This window comes from Ideonella sp. P3_A4 (genome assembly GCF_056403075.1).
On the sequence record NZ_JBFUGE010000178.1, the window covers coordinates 1 to 11,436 of the forward strand.

General features: G+C 65.4%; 10 protein-coding genes. 7 read left to right on the plus strand and 3 right to left on the minus strand.

Going from position 1 to position 11,436, the window contains the following annotated elements; genetic code table 11:
- The first annotated feature begins 789 nt into the window (after nucleotides 1–789).
- Together AC1DYI_RS16590 and AC1DYI_RS16595 are read left to right on the plus strand one after the other, a co-directional pair.
- The gene (locus AC1DYI_RS16590; protein ID WP_477205235.1) at nucleotides 790–1,467 is read left to right on the plus strand and encodes a DUF6345 domain-containing protein; all 678 of its coding nucleotides are present in this window, start codon (nucleotides 790–792) and stop codon (nucleotides 1,465–1,467) included.
- A gap of 18 nt (nucleotides 1,468–1,485) precedes the next feature.
- Nucleotides 1,486–2,604 carry a hypothetical protein gene (locus AC1DYI_RS16595; RefSeq protein ID WP_477205236.1) on the plus strand — a complete coding sequence of 373 codons (1,119 nt, stop codon included), beginning with the start codon at nucleotides 1,486–1,488 and terminating at the stop codon, nucleotides 2,602–2,604.
- Nucleotides 2,605–2,722: 118 nt separating this feature from the next.
- On the opposite strand, the gene AC1DYI_RS16600 is transcribed toward AC1DYI_RS16595, so the two are convergent.
- The 3 genes from AC1DYI_RS16600 to AC1DYI_RS16610 form a co-directional block, all read right to left on the minus strand.
- Nucleotides 2,723–4,378, minus strand: a complete 1,656-nt coding sequence (locus tag AC1DYI_RS16600; RefSeq protein WP_477205237.1) for a PhoH family protein — start codon at nucleotides 4,376–4,378, stop codon at nucleotides 2,723–2,725.
- Between the two features lie 308 nt (nucleotides 4,379–4,686).
- On the minus strand, nucleotides 4,687–5,163 hold the full coding sequence (locus tag AC1DYI_RS16605) for a peroxiredoxin (protein ID WP_477205238.1): 477 nt from the start codon (nucleotides 5,161–5,163) through the stop codon (nucleotides 4,687–4,689).
- A gap of 97 nt (nucleotides 5,164–5,260) precedes the next feature.
- Nucleotides 5,261–5,653, minus strand: coding sequence for an Mth938-like domain-containing protein (locus tag AC1DYI_RS16610; protein ID WP_477205239.1), 393 nt, complete (start codon nucleotides 5,651–5,653; stop codon nucleotides 5,261–5,263).
- Nucleotides 5,654–5,792: 139 nt separating this feature from the next.
- On the opposite strand from AC1DYI_RS16610, the gene AC1DYI_RS16615 reads away from it, so the two are divergent.
- From AC1DYI_RS16615 to AC1DYI_RS16635, 5 genes are all read left to right on the plus strand, one after another.
- Nucleotides 5,793–7,019, plus strand: coding sequence for a pyridoxal phosphate-dependent aminotransferase (locus AC1DYI_RS16615; protein WP_477205240.1), 1,227 nt, complete (start codon nucleotides 5,793–5,795; stop codon nucleotides 7,017–7,019).
- 10 nt (nucleotides 7,020–7,029) lie between these two features.
- The gene (locus AC1DYI_RS16620; protein WP_477205241.1) at nucleotides 7,030–7,269 is read left to right on the plus strand and encodes a DUF1176 domain-containing protein; all 240 of its coding nucleotides are present in this window, start codon (nucleotides 7,030–7,032) and stop codon (nucleotides 7,267–7,269) included.
- Between the two features lie 120 nt (nucleotides 7,270–7,389).
- Complete coding sequence (locus tag AC1DYI_RS16625; RefSeq protein ID WP_477205242.1) at nucleotides 7,390–8,700, plus strand: homoserine dehydrogenase; 1,311 nt, start codon at nucleotides 7,390–7,392, stop codon at nucleotides 8,698–8,700.
- Between the two features lie 5 nt (nucleotides 8,701–8,705).
- Entirely contained in the window at nucleotides 8,706–10,127 is a 1,422-nt protein-coding gene (gene thrC, locus AC1DYI_RS16630; RefSeq protein ID WP_477205244.1) for a threonine synthase, read from the plus strand.
- A 36-nt stretch (nucleotides 10,128–10,163) separates the two neighbouring features.
- On the plus strand, nucleotides 10,164–11,432 hold the full coding sequence (locus AC1DYI_RS16635; RefSeq protein WP_477205243.1) for a molybdopterin molybdotransferase MoeA: 1,269 nt from the start codon (nucleotides 10,164–10,166) through the stop codon (nucleotides 11,430–11,432).
- The last annotated feature ends 4 nt before the right edge of the window (nucleotides 11,433–11,436 follow it).

Genomic DNA, 11,436 nt, shown 5'->3' on the forward strand with positions numbered 1-11,436 from the left:
GCGGTATGCCATTGTTTGAGATGCAACCAGGCGCATCGGCAATCGTCGTTTCAAGCCCATTCCCTAAGCCGACAGCAGGGCCGGAGGCTTGACGAAGATGCGTTCCTTGTCGCCGGAAAGCATTGCACCAAATGCTGAGCGCCCCAACCGCTGCGCCGTCTCGCACGCCCCGATGGATAGGTTTTCACGCGCGAATTGGTTCGCCTCAGCCGGTGGGTGACGCTAGCGGAACTGCTCTATCGCGTTGCCCACCCACGTAACTGGTTTATTGATAGGTCGTGGCATCCAAGCCATAGGTGTTTGCGCCATCCGGTGTGAACTCTTCCGCCGTGGAACAGAGTCGTTAGCATCGCCGATGAGCGCAGTGCAGATACAGGTCCGCGCCTTGCTTTCTGCAGCGACTTGCCCTCGACCGGATGGGATTCGGGCGCTTTTCTCCGTGGCCTCGACGCCATGCCTTGCGTTCCTGAAAGGGGAGCTGTCGCGTCCTGCGGCGGTGACCCCGATGACATCGCGGAATCCATGAGCCAAGTGGCAGGCGGCCGCCTGCCCACCGAGCTCATTCTCGTCCGGACGTGACCGCTGCAGGGTTGTCGTCCAGTTGTCCTGATGCCCAGGCCCTCGCCATTTGATTTGGCGTCGGGGTCGACGGTCGGCTGCGTCCGGTTCGCAATATCAGCGTGTTCGTTTCAAGGAGAAATCATGCGATCTCTTGCACGCCATTTGGCGCGCTTCATGGCCGTATCAGCGATACCTGCCGTTGCTGCGGCTGCGCCTTTGACGTTCTACATGGACGAAGTCACTCAGTACTCTGATGTGACGATGTGCACCAACGCCGACCTGAACACCGTCTCCGATTCGCTGGCGACGGCGATGCGGGCCGACGGCTGGAGCGGCAACCGTTTCACCAATGCGTCGGCCTGGCCTCAGGACTTTCGCGACAAGTCGCTCGATGCGGGCGGTTTGGACGATTCCTACGGCGACGCCAATTCGTTGACGCTGTTCGCGGGCCACGGTGGCTCCGGGCTGCTGACCTTTCGCCCACGCAATGGCGTGTGCACCGCACAGGCGGGCAGCGACATGGCACTGGGCTATGGGTCGACGGGCGGTCTGGGCACCATCGGCATCTGGCTGAGTTGCGAGATGCTCGCCGGCGGGCTGCTGGACGAGGGCGGCGCGGGCTATCGGCGCATGAACCTGCGCCAAAGCCTGGGCTGGACGAACAGCATCGCGATCGGCGACGACGAGGCGCGCGACTTCTACAACTCGTCGAAGACCTTGTCCAACAAGGACGCCTGGATACGCCAGATGCAAAGCGGCGGTCGCAAACCGATGGTGCTATCGGCCACTACGGCCACGGACGCGGCGACTTGCTGGGCCTTCCACGGCAGCCAGTCGCTGGGCCAGCACGTGGTCGACACCTTGAGCGGCAACTGGGGTTACCGCTGCTGGGAATTCATCAGCTGAAACATCAGAGGACGCAACATGAAAACCATGAATACGGCCCATCAGGCCCGCAAGGCCATTCAATCGACGCGACGCAGCGTGTTGGCCGCCGCCGCGATCACCACGTTGCTCGCCTCGGCTTCGGCGGCGACTTGGGCTGCCGCAGCCGAACCGCTGTCTCAGGTAGGCGCGAGCTTGCCGGTGGCGCAGTTCGACAACGGTGCCATGCCGGCCGCCAAGACCTGGTCGCGCGCCAGCGGCTTTGCCAGCGTGCTGGCCGGCGAGGAGCTGCTGACGCTGCACAGCAAGGTGCGGGTCCCGGCCGCACAGGCGCAATTCCGGGTCGAATCGCGCAATGGCGCGCACTACCTGGTCGAAGCGACTCGTGAGCAGGGTGTGGCCCTGACCGAGAGCGGCGCTTCGGATGCCGAAGTCGCGCAGATGCGGGCGGCCGCGGCGTCTGTAGACAAGGCCGGGCGCATCAGCGTGCTGGTCGACAACGAGCGCCGCGACCTGCTCGCCGTGAATGGAGCGGTGGCCGACGATTTCAGTTCGGCGGCCGATGTGGGGGCGGGGCAGGCGCGGGCGGTCTTCGACGCGGTGCTCCTGTCGTTGTCGTCAAGCCACCTCGTCGAAGCGGATGCCTTGGCGATGGGGGCGCTGCGTACCAACCGGCTGATGCAGGGCGAGCGCGCACGTGGTGGCCCGGTGGTTTCGCGGGTGAAGGAATACCTGTTCGAAGTGCCACATGCGGTCGGCGGCATCGAGGTGTTCGGCGCCAGCACGACCGTGGCGGTTCACCGCTCGGGTGAGCTGGCCTCGATCCGCACGATCGGGCCGGTGGCGACCGAAGCTGCCGATCGCTCGATGGTGACGCGCACGGTGTCTGCCGAAGCGTTGGCCGAGCGAGCCCGCAAGGATTACCCGAGCGCCAAGGTCGTGTCACTCGGCCTGCGTTACCCGTGGCAAGCCACGGGCGATGCGGCTCTGGCGGCTCGCCCCAGGCAGGCTTTCCAGGTGATCCCGCTGGCGCAGGTGGCGGGCCGAGAAGTGAAGGGCCGCGCGCACTTCGTGTTCTATTCGGTGGAAGGCGAACACGTGGCGCCGCTGGTCTGGCCCAAGGCCAACCCGAATGCCACGGGTGATGCGCGTGAGTGACAGGCGTTGACGCCACCGCTGAATAGCGGTTGATCGGCTGCCCGGCGGGTGTTGAGCCTGCCGGAAAGCAAACGGGCGCCCTGTTGGGCGCCCGTTTTTCATTCCAGCGAATGTGGCGTCAGAGCACGTCTGAAGCGTAGTCAGCCAGCCTCGAGCGTTCGCCGCGCGCCAGCGTGATGTGGCCCGAGTGCGGCCAGCCCTTGAAGCGGTCGACCGCGAAGGTCAGGCCCGACGAGCCTTCGGTCAGGTAAGGCGTGTCGATCTGTGCCAGGTTGCCCAGGCAGACGATCTTGGTGCCCGGGCCGGCGCGGGTGATCAAGGTCTTCATCTGCTTGGGTGTCAGGTTCTGCGCCTCGTCGATGATGACGAACTTGTTCAGGAAGGTGCGGCCACGCATGAAGTTCAAGCTCTTGATCTTGATCTTGCTGCGCACCAAGTCGTTGGTGGCCGCGCGGCCCCATTCGCCGGCTGAGTTGTCGCTCTTGGCCAGCACCTCGAGGTTGTCGTCGAGTGCGCCCATCCACGGGCCCATCTTTTCTTCCTCGTTGCCGGGCAGGAAGCCGATGTCTTCGCCCACCGGCACGGTGACGCGGGTGACGATGATTTCGGTGTAGCGGCGGTCTTCCATCACCTGGCTGAGGCCTGCGGCCAGCGTCATCAGCGTCTTACCGGTGCCGGCGGTGCCGGTCAGCGTGATGAAGTCGCAGTCCGGGTCCATCAGCAGGTTCAGCGCGAAGTTCTGTTCGCGGTTGCGCGCCGTCACGCCCCAGACGGCGTTCTTGCCGTGGGTGTAGTCGCGCAGCGTCTTCAGCACTGCCGTCTTGCCGGTGATCTCGGTCACGCGGGCGAACAACGGGGCTTCGCCGGGCGACTCGAGGTAGACGAACTGGTTGATCATCAGCGCCGGCACCAACGGACCGCTGATGCGGTAGTAGGTGTGCCCGCCCTGGCTCCAGCTTTCCATGGTCTTGCCATGGCGCTCCCAGAAGTCGGCCGGCAGCGGCATCACGCCGGTGTAGAGCAGGTCGCCGTCTTCGAGCGTCTTGTCGTTGAAATAATCTTCGGCGGCCAGGCCCAGTGCGCGGGCCTTGACCCGCATGTTGATGTCTTTCGACACCAGCACCACGTCACGGGCCGGATGCTGCTCGCGCAGCGACTGCACGACGCCCAGGATCTGGTTGTCCGCCTTGCCCTGCGGCAGGCCGGCAGGCAGCTTCACGTCCAGCAGCGTGGTCTGGAAGAACAGCTTGCCGCCGGCTTCGCGGTGGCCGGTCTTGGCCAGCAGGATGCCGTCGGTCGGGTGCAGCTTGGTGTCGGACGCCAGCGCATCCAGCTCGCGGCTGACCTGGCGCACGTTGCGCGAGACCTCGCTCATGCCCTTTTTGTGGCCGTCGAGCTCTTCGAGCGTGATCATCGGCAGGTAGATGTCGTGCTCTTCGAAGCGGAAGAGCGACATCGGGTCGTGCATCAGCACGTTCGTGTCCAGCACGAACAATTTGGCCGGGCCGGTGCTGCGGGGTTTTCGTGGTTTGGGCTCAGCCGCGGGGGCTTTGCGGGCGACCGGAGCGGGGGCAGGCGCCTTGGTCTTGACCGGGGTGGGTGGTGCCGCCACGCCGTTGGCGCTGTCGTTTCGCAGCGCAAGGCGGGTGCTCTCGTCATCGGCGCTGGTGGCGCCGGCCTGGGTTCGGCGCGCCGATTTCGGCGCGGCTTGGGTTTCGTAGGCGGTGGCGGGAAGGATGGCGGCGCGAGTGGCAGGTGGCTTCGGCAAGGGCATGGAAAGCGGGGCTCAGGGGCCTGGTTCGCAAGGGGGCATGCAGGTGGCTTTGGCTGCCGGAGACAAAAAAGCCGCACAGACGGCTGTGCGGCTTGGTGTGGGGATGCTCGCCATCACGGTCTCGGGCATGAACCCATTATGCACATCCGGGATTCGCTGTCAGCCAGACGCCCGGGCGGGCGTGACGAGTCGTGAAAAGGAGACGCATTGGGCTTGCAGATCGAGCCACAGGCTGGGGCAGCCGGCCGCCAATGAAAAAGGCCGGCAGTGCCGGCCTTTGCGATCTTGGGCGCTTGCCCGGGCGGCGCTCAGGCCGCCTTCTTCAGGTCTTTCACGGCCTTCAGGACTTCGTCCACGTGGCCGGCGACCTTGATGCCGCGCCATTCGGCCCGCAGCACGCCGGTGGCGTCGATCAGGAAGGTCGAGCGCTCGATGCCCTTGACCTTCTTGCCGTACATGATCTTGTTCTTCACCACGCCGAACATGTGGCACAGCTTTTCTTCGGTGTCGGCGATCAACTCGAACGGCAGTTCAAGGTTCTGCTTGAACTTGTCGTGCGAAGCCATGTTGTCGCGGGACACGCCGAAGACCACCGCGCCGGCTTTCACAAATTCTTTGTGCTGGTCGCGGAACTGCATCGCCTCAGTGGTGCAGCCGGGTGTATTGTCCTTCGGGTAGAAGTACAAGACGATGGCTTGACCCTTGAAGGCCGTGTGGGTGAACTTCACGCCTCCGGTGGCTTGCGCTTCAAGTTCCGGCAGGGGTTTATTGAGGGCTGGCGTCATGAGGGKGGTGTCTTATGCGGGCGCCCCTGGGAGGCATAGCCCGTGATTATAAATTGAAGTGTGAGGTTTTCCTCGCGTCCGGGCTTACCCCCGTGGGCTAAGAAATGGCCGACCTCGCCTTGTCCATCACGAAGGCGCCCAATACCTTGCGGCCTTCGTTCGCCAGCACGTTGAAGGTGCGGCAGGCGGCGGCCGTGTCCATGGTCTCGACACCGATGCGGCGCTCGATCAACGCCCGGTAGAGCGCCGGCGAGACGAAGCGGTGCTGCTCACCGCTGCCGAAAATCACCAATTCCGGCGCAAAGCCGACGATGGCCTCGAAATGGGCCGGTTGAAGTGCGGCGGCGCTGTCGACCGGCCAGGCTTGAACCTCGCCGCGCCAGGGCACCAGCACGCTGGTTTCGAACGCGTTGCCGTGCACCCAGATACGGCCCGCTTCCAGCTTCGAAATGGCGTTCACGCCATCGAGGTGGTCCGGTTGGAATTTCATCGTGCTCCCTGGCCCTGAACGCAGGGCGCGAACGCGCCCTATGCCGCGAAAAGCCTATGGTTAAATTGTACGTTTTGCGGCGCAGCATGACCTTTCCCAGGGATGTGTGCGCTGCATGTGCCGCTGAGGAGTTTCCGGTTTGAAGCCCATCGCCAAGTCCAGCAAGCTCGCCAACGTCGGCTACGACATCCGTGGCCCCGTGCTGGACAAAGCGCGCCAGATGGAGGACGAGGGCCACAAGATCATCAAGCTGAACATCGGCAACGTCGCCGCGTTCGGCCTGGAGCCGCCGGACGAGATCGTGCAAGACATGATCCGAAACCTTCCACATGCGGCCGGTTACACCGATTCCAAGGGCCTGTTTGCACCCCGAAAAGCCGTGGTGCACTACTGCCAGGAAAAGCAGATCGCCGGCGTGACCGTCGACGACGTTTACCTCGGCAACGGCGCCTCCGAGCTGATCGCGATGAGCATGAACGCGCTGCTCGACGCCGGCGACGAAGTGCTGATCCCGTCACCCGACTACCCGCTGTACACCGCGGTGGTGGCCCTGTCCGGGGGCACGCCGGTGCACTACCACTGCGACGAGGGCTCGGGCTGGATGCCCGACCTGGCCGACATGAGCGCCAAGGTGACGCCGCGCACGAAGGCCATCGTCATCATCAACCCGAACAACCCGACCGGCGCGCTTTACCCGGTCGAGGTGTTGCAAGGCATCGTCGAGATCGCGCGCCAGCACCAACTGATCATCTTTGCCGACGAGATCTACGACAAGACGCTTTACGACGGGCTGGCCCACACCAGCATCGCCTCGCTGGCCGACGACGTGCTGTGCCTGACCTTCAACGGCCTGTCGAAGAACTACCGCTCGTGCGGTTATCGAGCCGGCTGGATGGTGGTCTCGGGCGACAAGCGCCACGCGACCGACTACATCGAGGGCCTGAACATGCTGGCCTCGATGCGCCTGTGCGCCAACACCCCGGGCCAGTTGGCGATCCAGACCGCCCTCGGTGGTTATCAAAGCATCAAGGACCTGGTCGCACCCGGTGGCCGCCTGGCGCGCCAGCGTGACCTGGCCTATTCGCTGCTTTCGCAGATTCCCGGCGTCAGCGTCGTCAAACCGAGCGCTGCGCTGTACATGTTCCCCCGCCTGGACCCGAAGGTCTACCCGATCGCGGACGACCAGCAGTTCGCCTACGAGCTGTTGGCCGAGGAAAAAGTGCTGATCGTGCAGGGCACCGGCTTCAACTGGTCGGCGCCCGATCACTTCCGCCTGGTGTTCCTGCCGAACACCGACGACCTGACCGAGGCCGTGGGCCGCATCGCCCGCTTCCTCGAGCACTACCGCAAGCGRCACGCCGTTTGACGATGTCGCTATGAGCCGCCCATCGCTCGTCAGCACCAACGCGACCAAGATCACGGGCAACACGGTCGAGTCGCAACAGCCAGGCCGCGACATCGGCGACTGCTGGAGCGCCGACCAGTGGACCTGGGACGGCCGTAGCTTCATCCACACAAGTTCATCCACCACCGGCATGTGCAAGCTGGTGGCGGCCGGCGGGGCCTGGACCCTGCCGACCATCGTCACGTCCGGAGGCACAACATCCGGCCGTTGACCACCGACCTGCGCCGCCACCACCCGTGGCCGCAGGCCGAAAGACCAGGGCATCGCATCACCCCACGAGAGTGAACCCCGACAGATCGATCCGAGAGACACAACACAAGGTGATACCTGAATGAAACCGATTCAAGTCGGCCTCATGGGCCTGGGCACCGTCGGAAGCGGCGTGTTCCATGTGCTCCAGCGCAACCAGGAAGAAATCTTCCGCCGGGCCGGCCGTGGCATTGAGCTGACCGTCGTGTCGCGCCGCGACCTCGAGCGCGCCCGTGCGATCGTCGGCACCCAGACGGACATCGTGGCCGATGCGCGCGAGATCATTGCCAATCCCGACATCGACATCGTCGTCGAGCTGATCGGCGGCACCGGCATCGCGAAGACGCTGGTGATGGAGGCCATTGCCGCCGGCAAGCATGTGGTGACCGCCAACAAGGCGCTGATTGCGATCCACGGTACCGAGGTGTTCGCCGCGGCCCACGCCAAGGGCGTGATGGTGGGTTTCGAGGCGGCGGTGGCCGGCGGCATCCCGATCATCAAGGCGCTGCGTGAAGGCCTGACCGCCAACCGCATCGAGTGGATCGCCGGCATCATCAACGGCACGACGAACTTCATCCTCAGCGAAATGCGCGACAAGGGGCTGGACTTCGCCACCGTGCTGAAAGAAGCCCAGCGCCTGGGCTACGCCGAGGCCGACCCGACCTTTGACATTGAAGGTGTCGATGCCGCGCACAAGGCGACGATCATGAGCGCGATCGCATTCGGCGTGCCGGTGCAGTTCGACAAGGCCCATGTCGAGGGCATCACGCAGCTGTCGGCGACCGACATCAAGTACGCCGAGCAACTGGGTTACCGGATCAAGCTGCTGGGCATCACCAAGCGGCGTGAACACGGCATCGAGCTGCGCGTGCACCCGACGCTGGTGCCGGCCAAGCGCCTGATCGCGAACGTCGAAGGCGCGATGAACGCGGTGGTGGTGCAGGGCGACGCCGTCGGCACCACCCTGTACTACGGCAAGGGCGCCGGCTCGGAACCCACCGCCTCGGCCGTGGTCGCCGACCTGGTCGACATCACCCGCCTGCACACGGCCGACCCCGACCACCGTGTGCCGCACCTGGCCTTCCAGCCCGACGCGATGGCCGACACGCCGATCCTGCCGATCTCGCAGGTGGTGACCGCTTTCTACCTGCGTCTGCGGGTGGCTGACGAGGCGGGGGTGCTGTCGAAGATCACGACGATCCTCGCCGAGCACGACATCTCGATCGACGCCGTGCTGCAGCGCGAATCGGCCGAAGGCGAGAAGTCGACCGATCTGATCATCCTGACCCACGACACGGTCGAGGGCCGGATGCGCGATGCGCAGGCGAAGATGCAGGCGCTGTCCAGCGTGCAAGCGCCGATCGTTTCGATCCGCAAGGAGGAGCTCGCCTGATGGCCATGCAATATCTCAGCACCCGTGGTGACCCCACGCCCAGGCGTTTCTGCGAAATCCTGCTCGAGGGCCTGGCACCGGACGGCGGCCTGTACCTGCCGGCCCAGTACCCGAAGGTCGACGACGCGACGCTGTCGAAGTGGCGCAGCCTGTCGTACGCCGACCTGGCCTTCGAGATCCTGTCGCTGTACATCGACGACATCCCGGCCGCCGACCTGAAGTCGCTGACTGCCAAGACCTACACCAAGGCCGTGTTCGGCACCGACGCGATCGTGCCGGTGCGCAGGCTTGGCGAATCGGGCCTGTTCATCGAAGCCCTGTCCAACGGCCCGACGCTGGCCTTCAAGGACATGGCGATGCAGCTGCTCGGCAACCTGTTCGAGTACGAACTCGGCCGGCGCGGTGAGCAGCTGAACATCCTCGGCGCGACCTCGGGTGACACCGGCAGCGCGGCCGAATACGCGATGCGTGGCAAGCGCGGCGTGCGCGTCTTCATGCTCAGCCCGAATGGCCGCATGAGCCCGTTCCAGCAGGCCCAGATGTTCAGCCTGCAGGACGAGAACATCCACAACATCGCCGTCGAAGGTGTGTTCGACGATGCGCAGGACATCGTCAAGGCGGTGTCGAACGACCTGGGCTTCAAGCGCGCGCAGAAGATCGGCACCGTCAATTCGATCAACTGGGCGCGGCTGCTGGCGCAGGTCGTCTACTACTTTGCCGGCTATTTCCAGGCCACGAAGTCGAACGCCGACCAAGTCAGCTTCACCGTGCCGTCGGGCAACTTCGGCAACGTCTGCGCCGGCCACGTCGCGCGAATGATGGGCCTGCCCATCAGGCACCTGGTGGTCGCGACGAACGAGAACGACGTGCTCGACGAGTTCTTCCGCACGGGAACCTACCGCGTGCGCAAGGGGGCGGAGACGCACGAAACCTCGAGTCCGTCGATGGACATCTCGAAGGCCTCGAACTTCGAGCGCTTCGTGTTCGATCTGCTGGGCCGTGACGGCGCTCGCACCCGCGAGCTGTTCAGCACGCAGATCGAGCGCCAGGGCGCCTTCAGCCTGTCGGCTGAGGAGTTTGCGCACATCGCCAACTTCGGCTTCCAGTCCGGCCGCAGCACGCACGCCGACCGGTTGGTGACGATTCGCAGCAGCTGGGAACAACACGGCACGATGATCGACACCCACACTGCCGACGGCGTGAAGGTGGCGGCCGAGCGGGTCGAAGCCGGCGTGCCGATGATCGTGCTGGAAACGGCGCTGCCGGCGAAGTTTGCCGAGACCATCCGCGAGGCGCTGGGCCGCGAGCCCGAGCGGCCGGCGGGGCTGGAGGGCATCGAGGCGCTGCCCAAGCGTTTCACCGTGATGACACCGGACGTTGCCCGCGTAAAAACCTACATCGCGCAGCACACTGGCCTGGCGGCGTGACACGTCGCGGGGCTTGCATGTACGCTGCGGTTTGCCATGGCTGAACCCACTGTTTCTTCGCCCAAACCCCCGCTGATGTCACTCGACGAGGCACTTGCCCGCCTTGTCGAGGTGGCCAGCGCCCGGCGCATCGCCGATTCGCAAGACCTGCCCACAGCCCAGACTCTGGGCCGCGTGCTGGCCGCGCCGGTGGTCTCGTCGCTCGACGTGCCGCCCGCCGACAACAGCTCTATGGACGGCTTCGCGCTGCGCTTCGCCGACCTGTCGCCCGACGTCGTGCTGCCGGTCAGCCAGCGCATCGCCRCTGGCGCCGTCGGCAAGCCGCTGGAGGCTGGCACGGCCGCCCGCATCTTCACCGGCGCGCCCATTCCGCCCGGTGCGGACACGGTGGTGATGCAGGAGCAGTGCGAGCCGCTGGCGATCGACGCGCCCGAAGAACGCGCCCGCATCCGCGTCACCGGCCCGGTCGAAGCGGGGCAATGGATCCGCCGCCGCGGTGAAGACGTCGTGCGGGGCAGCACGGTGTTGGCGGCCGGCACGCGGCTGACGCCACAGGCGCTGGGCCTGGCGGCCTCGGTGGGCGCCGCCACGCTGCGGGTGCTACGCCGTCCGCGCGTTGCCCTGTTTTCCACCGGCGACGAGTTGGTGATGCCGGGCGACCCGTTGCCACCTGGCGCGATCTACAACTCCAACCGCTTCACCCTGCGCGCGCTGCTCGAGGCGGCAGGCTGCGAGGTCGACGACCTCGGCATCGTGCCCGACAAGCTGGAGGCGACGCGCGAGGCGCTGCGCCGCGCCGCGCAGGGCAACGACCTGATCATCACCTCGGGTGGCGTCTCGGTCGGCGAAGAGGATCATCTGAAGCCCGCCGTGCAGGCGGAGGGCCGACTGGATATGTGGCAAATCGCCATCAAGCCGGGCAAGCCCCTGGCTTTCGGTGCGGTGCACCGCGAGAAGGGCGAGGCGCTCTTCATCGGTCTGCCGGGCAACCCGGTGTCCAGTTTCGTCACCTTCCTGCTGGCGGTGGCACCGGTGCTGCGGGCATTGCAGGGCTTGCCATCGGCATTGCCGCGGGCGTTGCCGCTGCCGGCAGGCTTCGACTGGCCCAAGCCCGACAAGCGGCGCGAGTTTCTTCGCGCGCGGCTGAATGAGCAGGGCGAGCTGGTGTTGTTTGCCAATCAAAGTTCGGGCGTGTTGACCTCGGCCGTCTGGGCCGACGGGCTGGTCGACAACCCGCCGGGTCAGGCGATTGCCAAGGGCGATACGGTGCGCTTCCTGCCGCTGTCCTGGCTCGTTGGCACCTGAGGTC

Excerpts from the sequence above, each read along its gene's own strand:
- AC1DYI_RS16590 (WP_477205235.1), top strand. The coding sequence starts at position 790 with ATGGACGAAGTCACTCAGTACTCTGATGTGACGATGTGCACCAACGCC.
- AC1DYI_RS16595 (WP_477205236.1), top strand. The coding sequence starts at position 1,486 with ATGAAAACCATGAATACGGCCCATCAGGCCCGCAAGGCCATTCAATCG.
- AC1DYI_RS16600 (WP_477205237.1), bottom strand. The coding sequence starts at position 4,378 with ATGCCCTTGCCGAAGCCACCTGCCACTCGCGCCGCCATCCTTCCCGCC.
- AC1DYI_RS16605 (WP_477205238.1), bottom strand. The coding sequence starts at position 5,163 with ATGACGCCAGCCCTCAATAAACCCCTGCCGGAACTTGAAGCGCAAGCC.
- AC1DYI_RS16610 (WP_477205239.1), bottom strand. The coding sequence starts at position 5,653 with ATGAAATTCCAACCGGACCACCTCGATGGCGTGAACGCCATTTCGAAG.
- AC1DYI_RS16620 (WP_477205241.1), top strand. The coding sequence starts at position 7,030 with ATGAGCCGCCCATCGCTCGTCAGCACCAACGCGACCAAGATCACGGGC.
- AC1DYI_RS16625 (WP_477205242.1), top strand. The coding sequence starts at position 7,390 with ATGAAACCGATTCAAGTCGGCCTCATGGGCCTGGGCACCGTCGGAAGC.
- thrC (WP_477205244.1), top strand. The coding sequence starts at position 8,706 with ATGCAATATCTCAGCACCCGTGGTGACCCCACGCCCAGGCGTTTCTGC.